Raw genomic sequence first — 18,005 nt, forward strand, 5'->3', positions numbered from 1 at the left:
GAGACCCGCGCCGACGTCACGGACCTGCGCCGCGACGTGGGCTTTGCCCCCGCCACACCCCTGGACGAGGGCATTCGGCGCTTCGTCGCGTGGTACAAAGAGTATCACGGCTAAGCATCTGCGGGAGATCGCGGAACCAGTCATATCGACGGGTTGCGCCGGCCATAGGAATGCTGGAACCATCTCAGGGGGGCGGTGACGCCTCCTTGCAGGCACCCGGCGCTCTAAGCCCTGCTCCTGAACCCTGTCCCTCTTGCGTCAATTCCGAATGTTGTAAAGGCCGACTCAGTGTTGTAAAGGCACAGGCCTGTCTTCAGGAGCGCGTTCCCGGACCTGCGGAACGCCTGTACGGAGGACGAGGTCGGTTGAGGGATTTTTTGCGGGTCGATGCGCGATAAAGCCTAATCTGCAAGGTCTTCCTGCCTCCGGTAAAACAGGCCCTCGCTATGAGGTTGCAGTGTTGCGGCTTCCAGCAGGCGCTTCACAAATGTCAGTTTCGTTTAAATTAAGTGGATTAGGCGGATGAATGCTCCCGCGCCCAAAGTCTCGTTCGTTTCCCTCGGCTGCCCCAAGGCCCTGGTCGACTCTGAGCGCATCATCACCCAGCTCCGCGCGCAAGGGTACCAGCTGACCAAGGAGCATGACGGGGCAGATGTTGTCATCGTCAACACCTGCGGCTTCCTCGACAGCGCCAAGGCCGAGTCCCTGGAGGCCATCGGCGAAGCTATGGCCGAGAACGGTAAGGTCATCGTGACCGGCTGCATGGGGGCCGAGCCCGAGCAGATTCGCGACCAGTTTCCGAATGTTCTCGCCATCACAGGCCCGCAGGCCTATGAGTCCGTGGTCTCGGCCGTGCATCAGGCCGTGCCGCCGGCCCATGACCCCTTCGTCGACTTGGTGCCGCCCCAGGGCGTGAAGCTGACGCCGCGCCATTACGCCTACCTGAAGATTTCCGAGGGCTGCAACAACCGCTGCTCCTTCTGCATCATCCCGAAGCTGCGCGGTGACCTCGTCAGCCGGCCCATCGCCGACGTGCTGCGCGAAGCGGAGAAGCTCGCCAAGGCCGGCGTCAAGGAGCTCCTGGTGATCTCGCAGGATACCAGCGCCTATGGTCTCGATATCAAATACCAGCCCAGCATGTGGAAGGACCGGGAGGTCCGCACCCGGTTCTTCGAGCTCGCCAAGGAGCTGGGCGAACTCGGCATGTGGGTGCGCATGCACTACGTCTACCCCTATCCGCATGTGGATGAGGTCATCCCGCTGATGGCTGAGGGTAAGATCCTTCCTTATCTCGACGTCCCCTTCCAGCACGCCTCCCCGCAGGTCCTGAAATCCATGCGCCGCCCTGGCAACCAGGAGAGGACCCTGGAGCGCATTCACAAATGGCGCGAGATCTGCCCGGATCTGGCCATCCGCTCGACCTTCATCGTCGGCTTCCCCGGGGAGACCGAGGAGGATATGGACGTCCTGATGCAGTGGTTGAAGGAGGCGAAAATCGACCGCGCCGGCTGCTTCCAGTACGAGCCCGTCCAGGGCGCGCCAGCCAACGACATCGAAGGCGCGGTTCCGGACGAGGTGAAGGAGGAGCGCTGGCATCGCTTCATGCAGACCCAGCAGAAGGTCAGCGCCAGGATCCTCAAGAGCAAGGTCGGCAGGACCCTGCCGGTCATCATCGACGAACAGGGCGCGACGGTCGCGACCGGCCGCACCCAGTACGACGCGCCTGAGATCGACGGTGTCGTCTATGTGGCCTCAAAGACGGCGCTCAAGCCTGGCGAGATCGTCAATGTGAAGATCGAAAGTTCAGATGAGTACGACCTTCACGGGACGGTGGCCTGAACCACCCTCCCCTTATTTCGCTTCGATGTGAGCGCTGCCGATGACCCTAATGCCGGCAGCGTTCATGTCGTTTCGAGCCTTGGCAAGCGAGCCATTCGTGTCGATGGCCCTCGAGGCATCCTCGATCACATAAGTTTCGAACCCCGCAGCGGCTGCATCCAGCGCCGTCCAGGCCACGCAGAAATCCAGAGCCAGTCCTGCGCAGAAGACGCGCTGGAATCCACGCTCCTTCAGGTAGCCTTCCAGGCCTGTGGAAGTCCGCCGGTCCGCCTCCTTGAAGCCGGAATAACTGTCGATTTCAGCATTGTAGCCTTTGCGGATGACGAGCTGTACATGTGGGATGTCGAGGTCACGCGAGATCTCGGCACCGGGCGTGCCCTGCACGCAATGGTCCGGCCAGAGCGCCTGGGATCCATAGTGCAAATCGATCATTTCGAAGGGCTGCTTGCCAGGATGGCTCGAGGCGAAGGAGGCATGTCCCTTTGGGTGCCAATCCTGCGTCAGCACCACATGGCGGAAAGCTCTGGCGAGGCGGTTGACCGGCGCAATGACGCCGCCGCCATCGGGCACGGCGAGTGCACCGCCTGGCAAGAAGTCGTACTGAACATCGACCACGATGAGAATGTCTTGCTCGCCCGGCTTCAAGGTATCCGATCCTTCCGATCGTTGATCCTGACTCAACGAGTATAGCGATCCAAACGAAAAGGGCAGCCGGTCTCCCGGCTGCCCTTTTGGTCGAAACTCACGTAGGCTTATTGCGGAATCTTGTCCTCGATGCCCTTCACGTAGAAGTTCATGCCGAGCACCTGCTCGTCCGAGAGAGCACCCTGGCCCTTGCACTCGATCTCCTTGCCGTCCTGGCCGACGATCGGGCACTTGAAGGGGTTGAGCTGGCCGGACTTGATGGCGGCTTCGGTATCCTGCGCCAGCTTCTTCACGTCGTCGGGCATGTTCTTGTAGGGCGACATGACGACCATGTGGGCGTTGATGCCGCCCCAGGTGTCCTCCGACTTCCAGGTGCCGTCGAGAACGGCCTTGGTGCGGGCGACGTAATAGTCGGACCAGTTGTCGACGATTGCGGTGAGCTGGGCCTTCGGGGCAAAGCGCTCCATGTCGGAGGCTTGGCCGAAGCCGAACTTGCCGCGCTGCTCGGCGGCCTGGATCGGAGCCGGGCTGTCCGTGTGCTGGGCCAGCATGTCGACACCCTGATCGAGGAGCGCCTTGGCGGCATCGCCTTCCTTGGCCGGATCATACCAGGTGTTGGCGAACACGATCTTGATCTTGACGTTCGGGTTAACCGATTGTGCGCCAAGGTAGAAGGCATTGATGCCGGCGATCACTTCCGGAATCGGGAAGGCGCCCACATACCCGATGGTGTTCGACTTGGTCATCTTGCCGGCGATCTGGCCGATGATGTAGCGGCCCTCGTGGAATTTCGCCGCATAGGTCGAGAGGTTCGGAGCGCGCTTGAAGCCTGTGGCGTGCTCAAACTTGATGTTCGGGTACTTCTTCGCGACCTTCAGGGTCGGCTCCATGAAGCCGAAGGAGGTGGTGAAGATCAGATCGTGGCCGGTGCGGGCGAGCTGCTCGATGGCGCGCTCGGAATCGGCTTCCGGCACGCTTTCCACGAAGGTGGTCGTCACCTTGCCCGGAAAGGCCTTCTCGATGGCCTGACGGCCTTGGTCGTGCTGGTAGCTCCAGCCGTGGTCGCCCACCGGGCCCACATAGATGAAGCCGACCTTGACCTTCTCTTTCGGCTGGGCGACCGCGCCGCTGGCCGACAGAGCCAGGACCGTTGCTCCCGCCAAGGCTCCGAAGACTTTCCCTGAAAACATGCTCGTTCCCTCGAGGTTGGATTTCCAATATTCCGTCGCAGGTCTGAAGCGTTCTGGCAAGAATTCCCCTGCCTACACTTTGGTCAGATTAACACCACTTTGCTCACCGGTCGGGCACGAAGGGCACGCCTAAGGATCCGGGGGCACCAATCGCCCGGCCATGCCGAATGGACAGCAGAAGCAAGGCGATGATCGTGGCCAGATAAGGCACCGCCGACAACACCTGCGACGGCACCCCGAACTGAGCCGCCTGAGCGTGCAGTTGCAGCACCGTGGCGGCACCGAAGATATAGGCCCCGACCAGCACCCAGGCCGGTCGCCAGGCGGCGAAGACCACGAGTGCCAGGGCGATCCAGCCACGCCCGGCCGTCATGCCGGGCGACCAGAACCGGGTGTATACGAGGGCAAGATAAGCGCCGGCCAAGCCTGCGCAGGCGCCCCCGAACAGAATGGCCCAGAAGCGCACCTGCCGCACTGGAAGGCCCAGGGCGTTCGCAGAGGTGTGGTTCTCGCCAATGGAGCGAAGGGTGAGCCCCGAGCGGGTTTTGACAAGGTAGATTGCGACCAGGATCGTCAGCGCGAGCGAGGCATAGACGAAAAGGTCCTGCTCAAAGAACAGGCGGCCGACGACGGGAATGTCGCTCAGGCCCGGTATGTCGACGGGAGCTATCGGGTCGCGCCTCGCGCCCACAAAAGGCGCCCCGATCAGGCCGGAGAGGCCAAGCCCCAGGATGGTGAGCGCAAGGCCCGAGCCGGTCTGGTTCGCGGCAAAGCCGAGCACGAGCAGCGCGAACAAAGCCGCCATCAGGGCTCCGGCCATCATGCCGGCAGCCACGCCGAGGAGGGTGGAGTCGAACGTGACGGCAGCGGCGAAGCTGCAGGCGGCTCCCATGGCCATCATTCCCTCGACGCCAAGGTTGAGAACGCCCGAGCGCTCGGTCACGAGTTCACCCAGGGCCGCGATCAGCAGAGGTGTCGAGGCGGTGACGATGGTGAGGAGAATGGCTTCGAAAGTGGTCACTGGCCCCCTCCCCGTGCTGCCAACCGAATCCGGTAGCTGACCATGGCGTCGGCCGCGAGCACGCACATGAGCAGAATGCCCTGGAACGCCTGAGTGAGATCGAGCGGCAGCTTCAGCATGATCTGCGCGCTCTCGCCGCCGATGAAGGTGAGTGCCACGACAAGCGAAGCGACCAGGATTCCGATGGGATTGAGACGTCCGAGGAACGCGACCGTAATGGCCGTGAAGCCGTAGCCCGGTGAGATCGAGGGTTGCAGCTGGCCGATCTGCCCCGAGACCTCCGAGATGCCGGCCAATCCGGCCAGTCCTCCGGAGATCGCGAAGACGGCCAGCGTCGTGGCCTTGGAGCTGAAACCGGCAAAGCGGGCCGCCCTGGGAGCGTCTCCGGTGAGCTTGAGACGGTAACCGAACAGGGTTCGGCCAAGGATGACGGCCGTGACCAGGACAGCAATGGCAGCGAACACGGCGCCGTAATGGACGCGACCGGCCTCCAGGATCGGCGGCAGGGTCGCGGCGGGATCGAAGGTCACGGATTGCGGGAAGTTGAAGCCCTTCGGATCGCGCCAGGGGCCCCGCACCAGATAGTCGAGCGTCAGCTGCGCCACATAGACCAGCATGAGGCTGGTCAGAATCTCGTTCACGCCGAAGCGGGTTTTCAGGAAGGCCGGAATCAGCCCCCAGAGGGCCCCGCCGATGATGCCGAGCAGCAGCATGAGCGGCAGAACCCAGAAGCCGGCATCCATGCCATGAGTTTTCAGCGCAATCCAGCTGCCAAGAACCGCCCCGATCACATACTGCCCCTCTGCGCCGATATTCCAGAGATTGGCGCGAAAGCAATAGGAGAGTCCGATGGCGATCAGCGCCATCGGAGTGGCTTTGACGATCAACTCCTGCAGCGACCAGGGATCGCTCAAGGGCTGGAGAACATAGACGTCGAAGGCCGCGATGGGCGATCGACCCATGAGCCAGATGACGAAACCCGCGATCAGGAAGGCCGTGATGAAGGCCGCGACCGAGGCGAAGACGCGCATCATTGTGGACGCATTGGTGCGAGGCGTCAGCTCAAACCGCATGAACGCCTCCTTGGGCTTGAGCAACGCCGAGCATTTCAAGCCCTACGGCTTCCTTGGTCCATTCGCCGATGGGTTTCAGCGGGCTTAAAATACCCTGGTGGATCACGGCCATCCGGTCCGCAACCTCGAACAATTCGTCGAGATCCTGGCTGACGATCACCACGGCGCTACCCTCCCGTGCCAGATCGACCAAAGCCTGGCGAATGAGGCGGGCCGCGCCTGCATCGACGCCCCAGGTCGGCTGATCGACGATGAGGAGCTTGGGTTTGCGGATGATCTCGCGGCCGATGACGAACTTCTGGAGGTTTCCGCCCGAGAGCTTGCGTGCCTGTGGGTCTCCTTCGGGTGCGCGCACGTCAAAGCTCTGGATGATCGAGCGGGCAACACGCTTGGCTGCGTTCATCAGGATGAAGCCGGAACGGCTCACCTCGGTGGCCGCGTGGGAGATCAGGGTGTTCTCGCTCAGGCGGTGGCTTGGGGCTGCTGCATGACCCAGCCGCTCCTCCGGCACGAAGGCGGCGCCAAGACGTCTGCGTGCATCAATGCCCATGGTGCCCGAAGGCTTGCCGTTGATGGCGAGCGCTTCAGGGCGATCCGCCAGGCGTTCGCCCGATAGCGCTGCAAAGAGCTCGCTCTGGCCGTTGCCGGCGACCCCGGCGATGCCGACAACCTCGCCGGCCCGCGCCACGAGGTTGATGTCGCGCAGGGCCTGCCCATGCAGGCCGGCCGGCGGCATGGACAGGTTCGACACCTTGAGCGTCTCGCCTTGGGGGTGATGCGGTGCATCGGTGCGGACCTCGCCCACGGCGTTGCCGACCATCAAGGCCGCGATTTCGCGAGCGCTGCTCGCCCGTGGATCGATGGTCGCCACGACCCGCCCTGCCCGCAGGATGGTGGCGCGGCGGCAGAGGCGGCGCACCTCCTCCAGCTTGTGGGAGATGTACAGGATCGCACAACCCTCGGACGAAAGCCTGTCGAGGGTCGTGAAGAGATGCTCGGCCTCCTGCGGCGTGAGCACGGAGGTGGGTTCGTCTAGGATGAGCAGGCGCGGATTCTGGAGCAGGCACCGGACGATCTCGATGCGCTGGCGCTCGCCGGCGGAAAGCGTCCAGACAGCCCGGTCCGCGTCGAGCGCCAGTCCGTAGGTCCGGCTGATCTCCCCGAGCTTCTCCCGGACGGTGGAGAGACTCCAGTCGCTGGAAAGCGCCACGGCGATGTTCTCGGCCACGCTCAGTTCGTCGAAGAGCGAGAAGTGCTGGAACACCATGCCGAGGCCGAGAGCCCGCGCCTCGACCGGCGAACCGATGGTGACGGGGCGGCCCTCCCAGCGGATCTCGCCGGCGCTCGGCTCGATCACCCCGTAGAGGATCTTGACCAGGGTGGACTTCCCGGCCCCGTTCTCACCCAGGAGTGCGTGGATCTCGCCCGGCTCGATCGAGAGATCGATCCCGTCATTCGCGAGAAGATCGCCGTAACGTTTACTGATCCCTTTAAGTTCGACGAGGGGCGTCCCCGAGGGTGGTACGTCTGCCTTCACACAAGCGTCTCTGACTTAAAGGTTGAAGCCGGGTCGGAATCTGCACATGAATGACCGTCCGTACGGAACCTGGCAAGCGCCGTACCGGTTCGTCACTCCTTTGTGAGGCGATCATAGGGATGCGGCGCACCGGTCGGCAATGGAGAAAGCTTCGTTTATTGTGAGTCCGCGCCCCGTCCACAGCATGGTGAAGAGGCAAGCCTTGACCGAGAGCACCTATAACATTGCCGTCGTCGGTGCCGGAGCCGTGGGCTTGGCCGCTGCCCTGGCTTTCGCCCGCGACGGATTCAGGACCGTTCTGGTCGGCGGGCTCGATACGCGCCGAGATGGCCGCACCGTCGCCCTGCTCAACGGCTCGGTCCGCTTTCTGGAGGCGCTAGGCGCTTGGCATTTGATCGCCAAGGAAGCAGCACCGCTCGAGACCATGCGGATCGTCGACGATACGGGCAGCCTGTTCCGCCCCCCGCCGGCCTCCTTTCGGGCTGGTGAGATCGGCCTGGATGCCTTCGGCTGGAACGTGGAGAACGCCACCCTGGTCGAGAAGCTGGCCGAAGCCGCGCAGGCTTGCGAGAACCTGACCCATGTGCCGGAATTCGCGACCGGTTTCGAAGCGAGCGAGACCGGAGCCATCCTGACGCTGGCCGGTGGCGGATCAATCAAGGCAAGCCTTGTGGTTGCCGCGGATGGGCGCAATTCCAAGCTGCGTCAGATTGCGGGAATCGGCACCCAGACCTGGTCCTACCCCCAATCCGCCGTGACCGTGATCCTGGCCCATAACAGGGATCATCGGGAGACATCGACCGAGTTTCACACCCGGCATGGGCCTTTCACTCTTGTGCCCCTGCCCGGCCGGCGCTCAAGCCTCGTCTGGGTGACGAGCAAGGCCGAGGCGGAGCGCCTGTCGCAGCTTGACGATCCGGCCCTCGCGCTTGCCATTGAGCGGCAGGCCCAGTCCCATCTTGGTGCCATGCGCATCGACGGCCCGCGCGGGCTCGTGCCGATGACCGGCCTGTCGGTGAACCGCTACTGGGCTCCGCGCGTCGCCCTCGTGGGCGAGGCCGCCCATGTGTTCCCGCCCATCGGAGCGCAGGGGCTCAATCTTGGTTTCCGCGATGCGGCTTCCCTAAGGGACGCGGTAATCGATGGGCAGAAAGCGGGCTGGGATCTCGGGTCGGAGGAGACCCTGATCCGCTACCAGCGCAGCCGCGATCTCGACGTTCGCCTGCGCACGGCCGCCGTGGACGGGCTGAACCGCACCCTCCTCACCGGCATGATCCCGACCGACTTCCTTCGCGGCGCAGGTCTCCTGGCGCTCAGCAACATCGGTCCCTTGCGCCGGATCGTCATGCGCGAAGGCGTCCTGCCACAGGTGGGTGCGCCACGCCTGATGCAGGGCGCCCCGGGGGCTTAGGGGAAGAGGTCGTACGGCACGGCACCGGTCTTCGTCGTGATATAGAGGATGCCGGTCAGCGTCAGCATCGAGACCAGCGTGCCGATGAGCACGCAGGCCGAGGCACGCTCAACGCCTACGTTGTACTGGGTCGAGATGACGAAGATGTTCAGGGCGGGCGGCAACGCCGCCATGATGATCGCTGCATAGGTCCAGGCCGGGCCGAAGTCACTAACGGCCGAGAGCACCACCCAGACGAGAAGGGGGTGGAGGATCAGCTTGATGAAGACCAGAACTGGCACCTCCCCGGGCATCTGCCGCAGGGGCCTTAAGGCCACGGTGACGCCCAGGATGAACAGGGCGCAGGGCGCGGCGGCTCCCGACAGCCAGGTGACGATCTGGTCGGCAGCCTGCGGAAGCCGAAGATGCATGTAGCTCGCCGCGACCCCGATGGCGGTCGCGACATTGAACGGGTGGGTCACCACTCGCCAGACGATCTTGCGGATCGTGGCCGAGAGACTCAGCCTCTCGATCCCTGCCAGGGACATGAGGAGCGGCACGACCGAGAACAGGAACAGGTTGTCGAAGACGAAGATCAGCACCACCGGGGCGCTGGCGGAAGCGCCGATTGCTGCGAGAATGAGGGGTGGCCCCATATAGCCGATGTTGGAATAGGACCCAGCGACACCCTGCATGACCGATTGCGGGAGATCCCTCGTGTACCGCCACCCTGTGGCGAAGGAGAGTGCGAAGGCGCAGAAGGTCGAAAACGTCGTCGCCAGGATGAAGGGCCAGTTTGCAAGCTCGTCCAGCGGCTTGTCGGCAATGAGGCGGTAGAACAGGCAGGGCAGCGCTACATAGATGAGGAAGAACTGCATCCACGCCAAGCCAGCCTCCGGCTGCTTGACGACCTTGCCACAGAAGAAGCCGAGCCCGATGAGGCCAAAGAATGGTGCGAGCAGGTTGAAGAGCCCGATCAGGTCGGACATCGGCGTCTCCAAAAGGAAGGGATGACAGGCCTGAAGTGCCAGCCCCTTCTGGCAAGGTTCCAACCTTGCGGCAATCCCATCTTTGGGAAGGCCCATAGTCCTGGAATGCAGGGCTGACCGAGGAAAGCGCGCTCTCCCGATTGTGAGGAGAGGTAAATTTGAAGATTCCCGCCTGGACCTTTATATGAGGGACCAGGAGTTAAGACCATGAAGGCGCGCTTAGCCAAATTCGCAATCGGCCAGGTGGTCCGGCACAGGGTGTTTGACTTCCGGGGACTGATCTTCGATGTCGACCCCGAATTCGACAATACCGAGGAATGGTGGCTCTCCATTCCCGAAGACGTCAGACCCAGTAAGGACCAGCCGTTCTACCACCTCTTCGCCGAGAACGGGGAGACCGAGTACATTGCTTATGTGTCCGAGCAGAACCTTTTGCCCGACGAGACCGGCGAGCCGCTGCGCAACCCGATGATCGGAGAGATGTTCACGCGACAGAAGAACGGCACCTACAAGGCCAAGCCGATGCTCGCCCACTGACATTGAGGCGAATCAAACAAAAACGCCGGGCTACGAGCCCGGCGTTTTTGTTTCTTGGATCGACGAAGCTTACGGCTTCGGAGCAGCCTGCGCGGCCGGAGCGGCGGCACCCGGGGCGGCAGGTGCGGCGCCCTGCCCCTGGAGCATGCGCTGACGCATCTCTTCGCTCTTCTTCTGCAGCTCTTCCTGCAGCTTCTTCTGCTGTTCCTCGAGTACCTTCGGGTCGATCGGAGGACCGTCGAAGGACTTGCCGAAACCGGCAGCCGGAACAGCGAAGGTGATCTCGCGGCCCATCTGGTTCTGGACGCTGACGTTCAAATTGGCGCCCTTCTTGAGGGAGGCGATGAAGTCGTCCTTCACGGCCGCCTCGGCAAAGCAGCCGTTCGGAAGGCACATCACATAACGGCCGGCGACCGCCTGGCCCTGGTCCACAGTGAAGCGCAGGCCCGGCTGCAGGAGCAGGCCGAGCGGCATCACGAAGCGGACGACCTTCTGCGCCTGCTGGCCCTTCACGTCATAGACGGCAAGAGCGAGAACCGGCTGGCCCTGATCCGACACGAAGTCGCGCGTGGTGTAGCAGATCTCGGTGTTGGTGTTCTGATCCTTGCCGCAGACCTTCGTCCACTCGGGCTGGGACGGCTCGGCCTTCACCTGCACGACGGTCGGACCGGCATTCTGCTGTGCCTGAGCGGCACCCTGCGCCGGCTGCTGGGCAGGAGCCGGAGCGGCGGGACGGGCTGGCTGCTGGGCGGGAGCGGAAGGACGGGCCGGCTGCTGAGCCGGAGCGGTTTGAGCCAGTACGGGTGCACTCACCAGAACGGCCAGAGCTGTTGCCAGGCCACGGGTCCCCCCCAGGCTCGCGAAGCGTGTCGCGAAAGACATAACGTTAGATCCTCTTCAGTCGAAAGGTCGGCTTTCGAAGTGGCCGTTTATCCGGCGCATTCTTAACCTGTGATGATGGGGTCAAATCCTTGCCCAATGTGGCGAAGACAAGACGCATGGCGCTCCTTTAACCTTTCATGTGGTAGGTTTCCAGTCACCCGGGGCAAAATTCTGTACAACATTGCTCCGGCTATAACTCGTACCGGGAAAGCCATGGGCCGCTGGCTTATGAGAAATCTGCTCCTTTCGGCTGCTCTTGTCCTAATGACCTACAGCGCCGTCGGCCAAGAGGCGCTGCCACTGCGGCATGGCATCGCGATGCACGGGGAGCCAGCGCTCGCGCCCGACTTCGAGCACCTGCCCTATGCCAGTCCGCAGGCGCCGAAGGGCGGACGAATCACGTTGGCCCTTCAGGGGACCTTCGACAGCCTGAATCCCCTGATCGTCCTGGGTGTCGCGCCGGATGTGGTGCCGCGCTACGTGCTCCAGCCCCTCATGATGCGCTCCGCCGATGAGCCCTTCACGATCTATGGCCTTCTCGCCCGTGCCATAGAGATGCCCGAGGATCGGAGCTTTATCACCTTCCACCTCGATCCCCGCGCGCGCTTCTCGGACGGGCATCCGCTCACGACCGAGGATGTGCGCTTCTCGTTCGAGATGCTGAAGAAGCACGGCAAGCCTTTCCACCGGTCGAGCTTCGGCCAAGTGAAGGCGGTCGAGATCCTGGATCCCCACAGCATCAGGTTCGACCTTTCTGGTTCGAACGACCGGGAACTGCCCCTGCTGATCGGGATGATGACGGTGTTTCCGGCTCACGCGACCAATTCAGACACCTTCGACAAGACCAGTCTCACGCCGCCGATCGGCTCTGGCCCTTATGCGCTGACCGAGGTCAGGCCCGGCGAGCGCGTCGTCCTGACCCGGCGCAAGGATTACTGGGGCGAGGACCTGGCCATTACCAAGGGCCTCTATAACTTCGACGAGATCCGTTACGATTTCTACCGTGATGCCAACACGTTGTTCGAGGCTTTTAAGGCAGGGCTTTACGATTTCAGGATCGAGGGCGATCCGGGTCAATGGGCAACCGGCTACGACATCCCCGCTGTCAGAAGCGGCCGCGTTCTGCGCGAAACGATAGCGACACGGCTGCCCAAGGGTATGAACGGTTTCGTCTTCAATACCCGCAAGCCCCTCTTCACCGATGTAAGGGTGCGCGAGGCCTTGAGCTATATGTTCGACTTCGACTGGGTGAACCGCAACCTCTTCTTCGGGCAGCTCACTCGGTCCAACAGCTACTTTTCCGGTTCGGATCTTGCCTCCACGGGTAGCCCCGCCGATGCACACGAGCGTATTTTGCTGGCGGAACTTCAAGCGCCTGTCCGGGAAGACATCCTCGAAGGTCGCTGGGAGCCGCCGGCGGGTGACGGTTCGGGCCGAGACCGGGACATGGCGCGCAAGGCGCTCGCCCTTTTGGGCGACGCCGGTTGGGTGCTAGATGGCGATGTCCTGCGTAAGAAGGCGACCGGTGAGGCCTTCACCTTCGAATTGCTGGTCAATTCGCGCCAGCAGGAGCGGCTCGCCCTGAACTTCTCGCAATCTTTGAGCCGGATCGGCGTTCAGGCGCGGGTGCGGCTCGTCGATGACGTGCAGTATTGGCGGCGTCTGGCCCGATTCGACTTCGAAATGGTCCAGTGGCTCTGGCCCGCCTCGCTCTCACCCGGAAACGAGCAGCGCAACCGCTGGGGCTCAGCCGCGGCGCAAAGGAGTGGGTCCCATAATCACGCCGGGGTAAAATCCCCAGCGATTGACCGCCTCATTGACGCACTTCTCGAAGCCAAGAGTCGGGAGGACTTCGTCTCCGCCGTCCGGGCGCTCGACCGCACCCTGCTGTCAGGCTTCTACGTGGTTCCATTGTTTTACCTGAAGGATCAATGGCTTGCCTACAGCAGCGACCTTGCCAAGCCTGGGATCGTTCCGCTCATGGGGACCAACATCGACACTTGGTGGCGGCGGGCGCCCTGAGCCGCATGATCGCTCAAGGCGACCATTGTTGAGCTTCCATTCATGTAGATCATGAAACTAATGCCGTGCTTCGACGTTAGGTGAGTACCTCCTGTCCCACTGTCGCGTCTAAATGCAGGGTATCGTCATGAACGCAATGCCGAAGGTCCTCGTTGTCGATAGCGGCGAGCGCGCCCCCGATGGCGCTCTATCCGCCGAACTGGCCGGCATGGGCTATGCGAGCGTGACCACCCCCTTCGAAGCCGCTGATGACGTCCTGGCCCTGATTCCGAGCCCGGCTGCAGTGGTGCTGCAGATGCCCCGCCATGCCGATTGGGCCGAGCGCAAGCGCTTCCTCGACCTCGCCCGCCGGCTGCGCAAGAACCTAGGTGAGAGCGGAACCCCAGTCATCATCACGGGTGGTGTGAGCGGAGCCGCCACGATGCTCCAGAACCAGCTCAGCGTTCGCGTCGCCGCCGCGCCGGATCTCTAGCCTTTTAGGAGCCGGAAGGCTCCTTCTTCCGTTTTCGCCTCATCCTGGCTGGTCCTGAAGAAGGCGGCTGTTCGCGATTTTGCTCCTGTGAGGCTCCGGTAGACCGCGATCGTGCTGCCCGGCCCTCCGCCCGTATGCCCTCCTACCACGAGACCTGATGTCGTCTCGCCGATCATGGTCCCAAGTCCATAACCGGGGCTCTGCCAGGGCCGCTCCGGTATTGGCCCAGGAAGCACCAATGGAGTGAACATCTCCCGCGACAGCTCGGGCGTCAGGAGGCTGCCCTCCAGCAATCGGTCCAGTAAAAACGCCGCATCCGCGACGCTCCCCAACAGCAGCCCGTGATAGACCCAGCCCGGATGGTAACCCTCGGCGCTGTCCATGGCGACATGATCGAGCTCCGCCCGTTCCCTGGCAAGCCGCGCTGTTCCAATTCTAAGGGGCTCCAACACGAGGCGCTGCAGAGTCGCATCCAGGTCGGAACCAACGATCGTCTCGATCAGCTGACCGACGACCAGGTAGCCGATATTGGAGTAGTCCCATCCCTCGCCTGCCGGATACCGCAGTCGCGCCGCATCAAGCCGGTTGAGCAGTTCCGGAACCGGCCATGGATCTTCGCCACGTTCGACAGCCTCGTGGTAGGCGCGAAGGCCGCCGTAGTTCGCCAATCCGGAGCGGTGCTGAAGCAGGTGCCTGAGGGTATAAGGCTTGTCTTCGACCGGTTCATCCAGGCCGATGAGGCCATCGCGAACGAGCACCAGCGCTGCAGCCGCAAGAACGGTCTTCGTGAAACTCCACCAGGGAACGAGGCGGTCAGCGCGGTGGCTGTCGACCACGGTGCCGTTCTCAACCAGGGCCCAGGCTTCGACCATCAGGCGGCCTTCTTCTCCGCAATCCGGGCAAGGCTGCGCAGGATCGTGGTGGCGGCCTTGATGCGCTCGTCCGGGGTCTCGATGTCCCGGATGAACACGATCTTCATGTCGGGGCGCACCTTCGCGAACGAAGCCTGCTCGGCGACATAGGAGATGAGCCCGTTCGGATTGGCGAAGGAGTTGTCGCGGAACGAGATGATGATGCCCTTCGGCCCGCCGTCCACCTTCTCCACGTTGGCCCGGCGGCAGAGCACCTTGATGGCCATGATCTTGAGAAGCTGATCGACCTCCGATGGGACCGGTCCGAAGCGATCGACCATCTCCGCCCGGAAGCCATCGATTTCCTGGTCGGTCTCGAAGGTCGAAAGGCGGCGATAGAGGCCGAGGCGCAGCTGCAGATCGGCGATATAGCTCTCCGGGATCATGACGGGCGCGCCGACCGCGATGGTGGGCGACCACTGGTCCTCCGCCGGCTCCTCGATACCGGCCTTGAGCTGCGCCACCGCCTCTTCCAGCATTTGCTGGTAAAGCTCGTAGCCCACTTCCTTGATATGGCCCGACTGCTCCTCGCCGAGCAGGTTTCCGGCGCCCCGGATATCGAGGTCGTGCGAGGCGAGCTGGAAGCCGGCGCCCAGGGTATCGAGGGTTTGCAGCACCTTGAGCCGGCGCTCGGCCTGCACGGTCAGGGACTTGTTCGCCGGCACCGTGAACAAGGCATAGGCTCGCGTCTTGGAGCGTCCGACTCGGCCGCGCAGCTGGTAGAGTTGCGACAGGCCGAACATGTCGGCCCGGTGGACGATGAGCGTGTTGGCGGTTGGGATGTCGAGGCCCGATTCCACGATGGTGGTGGAGAGCAGGATGTCGTACTTGCCCTCGTAGAAGGCCGTCATGACGTCCTCGAGCTGGCCCGCCGCCATCTGGCCGTGGGCGACAGCCACCTTAGCCTCGGGCACCTCCTTGTCGAGGAAGGCCTTCACGTCGCCGAGATCGTCCAGGCGCGGCACCACGTAGAAGGCTTGGCCTCCGCGATAGCGCTCGCGCAGCAGTGCCTCACGGATCAACAGCGGATCGAAGGGCGTGATGAAGGTGCGAACCGCCAGGCGGTCTACCGGAGGCGTCGTGATCAGCGAAAGCTCCCGCACGCCCGTGAGTGCCAACTGGAGCGTGCGCGGGATCGGGGTGGCCGAGAGGGTCAGCACATGGACCTCGGCGCGCAGCTCCTTCAGGCGCTCCTTATGGGTCACGCCGAAATGCTGCTCCTCGTCGATGATGATGAGGCCGATGTCCTTGAACTTGATGGCCTTTCCGAGAAGTGCATGGGTCCCGATGACGATGTCGACCGACCCGTCGGCCAGCCCCTCCTTCGTCTTCTTCATCTCGGCTGCGGGCACGAAGCGGGAGGCCTGCGCTACATTGAGTGGCAGGCCGCGGAATCGGTCGCAGAATGTCCGGTAGTGCTGACGGGCCAGAAGGGTCGTGGGGACGACGACCGCCACCTGCTTGCCGCTCATGGCAGCCACGAAGGCGGCACGCAGCGCAACTTCCGTCTTGCCGAAGCCCACGTCGCCGCAGACGAGGCGGTCCATGGGACGGCCGGAGCCCATGTCGTCCAGGACCGCCTCGATGGCATTGAGCTGGTCTTCTGTCTCGTCGTAGGGGAAGCGGGCAGCAAATTCGTCGTAGAGCCCTTCCGGAGGCGTCAGGCGCGGCGCATCCTTGAGAATGCGGGCGGCGGCGATCTTCATTAATGCGCCCGCCATCTCGCGGATGCGCTGCTTCATCCGGGCCTTGCGCGCCTGCCAAGCTCCGCCGCCGAGCTTGTCGAGCTGGACCTCCGTCTCCTCCGACCCGTAGCGGGTCAGGAGTTCGATGTTCTCCACCGGCAGGAAGAGTCGGTCGCCGCCGGCGTAATGGAGTTCCAAGCAGTCGTGCGGCGCGCCCGCCGCCTCGATGGTCTTCAACCCTTCGAAGCGCCCGATACCGTGATCCACGTGGACCACGAGATCGCCCGGCGTGAGCGCTGCAACCTCGGTGAGGAAATCCTGCGGCCGCTTCGACTTGCGCTTCTGGCGCACTAAGCGGTCGCCCAGGATATCCTGCTCGCTTATGACCACAAGGTCCGCGGTCTCGAAGCCCGATTCCAGGGGCCAGATACCGACCGGGATCTCATTGCGCGGATAAGCCAACGCCTCCGAGAACCGGCCAATCGGTTTCGTCTGGCGCAGGTCGTGATCCTGCAGCACATGGCACAGGCGCTCCCGCGAGCCCTCGGACCAGGCGCCCAGCATGACGCGCTTCTTGGCTGCCTGAAGATCGCGGATATGACGGATGACCGCCTCGAACACATTGGCGTTCTCGTCCGCCCGTTCGGCGATGAAGTTGCGGCCCTGCCGCGCCTCGCAGTCGATGACGAGCCGACCTGAGGATTCGGGCAATGCGAAGGGCGTCAGGCGAGCGAGCGGAAGGGCAGCCGTGCGCTCCGACCACTCCTCAGGCTTGAAATAAAGCGCGTCCGGGGGCAGCGGGCGATAAGGTGCGACGCCCGCCTGGTTCTGGCCCATGCCCTCACGCCGGGCATCGTAGTAATCCTTGACCTGTGCGAGCCTCTCGGCCGCCGCATCATCTGCCAGCGCGTCGAACACCACGGGAATGCCGGGCAGGTAATCGAAAAGAGTGTCGAGATGATCGTGGAAGAGCGGCATCCAGTGCTCGAGACCGGGATAGCGACGTCCCTCGCTGATTGCCTCGTAGAGCCGGTCGTCGCGGGTCGGCGCGCCGAAGGCCGCCACATAGGCCTGCCGGAAACGCTTGATGCTCTCGGTGGTCAGTTGCACCTCGCTCATGGGGACGAGATCGAGGGCGCGCAGGGTTCCGACTGTCCGCTGGTTCTCCGGATCGAAGGCACGGATCGATTCAAGCGCATCGCCGAAGAAGTCGAGGCGAACCGGGTTCGGGAGACCTGCCGGGAAGAGATCGATGATACCACCGCGGACGGCGTATTCGCCCGTCTCGCGCACGGTGCCGGTGCGGAGAAAGCCGTTGGCTTCCAGCCAATTGACCAACTGGGTCGTGTCGACCACGTTGCCCGGCGCAGCCGAGAAAGTCTCCGCTGCGATCCTCGCTCTGGGTGGCACGCGCTGGACGAGGGCGTTCACGGTTGTCGAGAGGATGCGCGGCTTGTCCTCGGAGGTCTTGGAGCGGGCGAGCCGCGCCAGGGTCGTCATACGCTGGGCTGTGATCGCCGCATTGGGCGACACGCGGTCGTAGGGCTGGCAATCCCAGGCCGGGAAGGTCAGAATCTCGATCTCCGGCGCGATGAAGCCGAGGCTGTTGGCGAAGTTCTGCTGCCGCTGCCCGTCCCGGGCCACATGAACCAGAACGGCCGGTCCCTCGACCTGACCCGAGAGGCCGCGTGCGAGATCGGCCACGGCCAAGGCATCGAAGCCGTCCGGTGCACCGGACAAGGTCAGGCTTTGGCCCTTCTTGAGGGCATCGAGGGCGCGGGTCAGGGCAGGCTTCATGGTGAAATATCAGGT

Annotated in this window: 14 protein-coding genes; 5 read left to right on the top strand and 9 right to left on the bottom strand. The window is 63.4% G+C overall.

Translation table 11 applies throughout. From position 1 onward, the window contains the following. The first annotated feature begins 522 nt into the window (after nt 1-522). Complete coding sequence (gene rimO / locus FHR70_RS11470) at nt 523-1,839, top strand: 30S ribosomal protein S12 methylthiotransferase RimO (RefSeq protein WP_183450278.1); 1,317 nt, start codon at nt 523-525, stop codon at nt 1,837-1,839. 12 nt (nt 1,840-1,851) lie between these two features. Here the strand turns inward: rimO and pncA are convergent, their stop codons facing one another. The 5 genes from pncA to FHR70_RS11495 form a co-directional block, all read right to left on the bottom strand. After that, a complete protein-coding gene (gene pncA, locus FHR70_RS11475) occupies nt 1,852-2,484 on the bottom strand; it encodes a bifunctional nicotinamidase/pyrazinamidase (protein ID WP_183450280.1) in 633 nt (210 codons plus the stop codon). A gap of 107 nt (nt 2,485-2,591) precedes the next feature. Further along, complete coding sequence (locus tag FHR70_RS11480) at nt 2,592-3,674, bottom strand: BMP family ABC transporter substrate-binding protein (protein WP_183450282.1); 1,083 nt, start codon at nt 3,672-3,674, stop codon at nt 2,592-2,594. Between the two features lie 103 nt (nt 3,675-3,777). Beyond that, complete coding sequence (locus FHR70_RS11485) at nt 3,778-4,695, bottom strand: ABC transporter permease subunit (RefSeq protein WP_183450284.1); 918 nt, start codon at nt 4,693-4,695, stop codon at nt 3,778-3,780. Next, nucleotides 4,692-5,768, bottom strand: coding sequence for an ABC transporter permease (locus FHR70_RS11490; RefSeq protein ID WP_183450286.1), 1,077 nt, complete (start codon nt 5,766-5,768; stop codon nt 4,692-4,694). Before FHR70_RS11490 ends, FHR70_RS11485 begins: the two co-directional genes overlap by 4 nt. Next, nucleotides 5,758-7,305 carry an ATP-binding cassette domain-containing protein gene (locus FHR70_RS11495; protein WP_183450287.1) on the bottom strand — a complete coding sequence of 516 codons (1,548 nt, stop codon included), beginning with the start codon at nt 7,303-7,305 and terminating at the stop codon, nt 5,758-5,760. The genes FHR70_RS11490 and FHR70_RS11495 overlap by 11 nt, the downstream gene beginning before the upstream one ends. A 184-nt stretch (nt 7,306-7,489) precedes the next feature. On the opposite strand from FHR70_RS11495, the gene FHR70_RS11500 reads away from it, so the two are divergent. Then, complete coding sequence (locus FHR70_RS11500; protein ID WP_183451605.1) at nt 7,490-8,716, top strand: UbiH/UbiF family hydroxylase; 1,227 nt, start codon at nt 7,490-7,492, stop codon at nt 8,714-8,716. Here the strand turns inward: FHR70_RS11500 and FHR70_RS11505 are convergent. Beyond that, complete coding sequence (locus FHR70_RS11505) at nt 8,713-9,684, bottom strand: AEC family transporter (protein WP_183450289.1); 972 nt, start codon at nt 9,682-9,684, stop codon at nt 8,713-8,715. The two genes, FHR70_RS11500 and FHR70_RS11505, sit on opposite strands and share 4 nt — an antisense overlap. Before the next feature lie 207 nt (nt 9,685-9,891). On the opposite strand from FHR70_RS11505, the gene hspQ reads away from it, so the two are divergent. Next, nucleotides 9,892-10,221, top strand: a complete 330-nt coding sequence (gene hspQ / locus FHR70_RS11510) for a heat shock protein HspQ (RefSeq protein WP_183450292.1) — start codon at nt 9,892-9,894, stop codon at nt 10,219-10,221. A 69-nt stretch (nt 10,222-10,290) separates the two neighbouring features. Here hspQ and FHR70_RS11515 read toward each other — a convergent pair whose 3' ends face one another. Next, nucleotides 10,291-11,103: an invasion associated locus B family protein gene (locus tag FHR70_RS11515; RefSeq protein ID WP_183450294.1), complete on the bottom strand. Its 813-nt coding sequence runs from the start codon at nt 11,101-11,103 to the stop codon at nt 10,291-10,293. Between the two features lie 213 nt (nt 11,104-11,316). On the opposite strand from FHR70_RS11515, the gene FHR70_RS11520 reads away from it, so the two are divergent. Next, the gene (locus FHR70_RS11520; RefSeq protein ID WP_183450296.1) at nt 11,317-13,125 is read left to right on the top strand and encodes an extracellular solute-binding protein; all 1,809 of its coding nucleotides are present in this window, start codon (nt 11,317-11,319) and stop codon (nt 13,123-13,125) included. 127 nt (nt 13,126-13,252) lie between these two features. After that, nucleotides 13,253-13,597 (top strand): hypothetical protein, encoded by a 345-nt coding sequence (locus FHR70_RS11525; RefSeq protein WP_183450298.1) that lies wholly within the window; start codon nt 13,253-13,255, stop codon nt 13,595-13,597. Here the strand turns inward: FHR70_RS11525 and FHR70_RS11530 are convergent. Beyond that, nucleotides 13,594-14,469, bottom strand: coding sequence for a serine hydrolase domain-containing protein (locus tag FHR70_RS11530; protein WP_183450300.1), 876 nt, complete (start codon nt 14,467-14,469; stop codon nt 13,594-13,596). The two genes, FHR70_RS11525 and FHR70_RS11530, sit on opposite strands and share 4 nt — an antisense overlap. After that, nucleotides 14,469-17,990 carry a transcription-repair coupling factor gene (gene mfd, locus FHR70_RS11535; RefSeq protein ID WP_183450303.1) on the bottom strand — a complete coding sequence of 1,174 codons (3,522 nt, stop codon included), beginning with the start codon at nt 17,988-17,990 and terminating at the stop codon, nt 14,469-14,471. The genes FHR70_RS11530 and mfd overlap by 1 nt, the downstream gene beginning before the upstream one ends. Nucleotides 17,991-18,005 lie beyond the last annotated feature (15 nt).

It is taken from the genome of Microvirga lupini (genome assembly GCF_014191055.1).
GTDB lineage: Bacteria > Pseudomonadota > Alphaproteobacteria > Rhizobiales > Beijerinckiaceae > Microvirga > Microvirga lupini_A.

Coding starts and splice junctions, on each gene's coding strand:
- FHR70_RS11500 (WP_183451605.1), top strand. CDS start 7,490: ATGGTGAAGAGGCAAGCCTTGACCGAGAGCACCTATAACATTGCCGTC.
- FHR70_RS11515 (WP_183450294.1), bottom strand. CDS start 11,103: ATGTCTTTCGCGACACGCTTCGCGAGCCTGGGGGGGACCCGTGGCCTG.
- FHR70_RS11530 (WP_183450300.1), bottom strand. CDS start 14,469: ATGGTCGAAGCCTGGGCCCTGGTTGAGAACGGCACCGTGGTCGACAGC.
- FHR70_RS11520 (WP_183450296.1), top strand. CDS start 11,317: ATGGGCCGCTGGCTTATGAGAAATCTGCTCCTTTCGGCTGCTCTTGTC.
- FHR70_RS11505 (WP_183450289.1), bottom strand. CDS start 9,684: ATGTCCGACCTGATCGGGCTCTTCAACCTGCTCGCACCATTCTTTGGC.
- FHR70_RS11480 (WP_183450282.1), bottom strand. CDS start 3,674: ATGTTTTCAGGGAAAGTCTTCGGAGCCTTGGCGGGAGCAACGGTCCTG.
- FHR70_RS11490 (WP_183450286.1), bottom strand. CDS start 5,768: ATGCGGTTTGAGCTGACGCCTCGCACCAATGCGTCCACAATGATGCGC.
- FHR70_RS11525 (WP_183450298.1), top strand. CDS start 13,253: ATGAACGCAATGCCGAAGGTCCTCGTTGTCGATAGCGGCGAGCGCGCC.
- hspQ (WP_183450292.1), top strand. CDS start 9,892: ATGAAGGCGCGCTTAGCCAAATTCGCAATCGGCCAGGTGGTCCGGCAC.
- mfd (WP_183450303.1), bottom strand. CDS start 17,990: ATGAAGCCTGCCCTGACCCGCGCCCTCGATGCCCTCAAGAAGGGCCAA.
- rimO (WP_183450278.1), top strand. CDS start 523: ATGAATGCTCCCGCGCCCAAAGTCTCGTTCGTTTCCCTCGGCTGCCCC.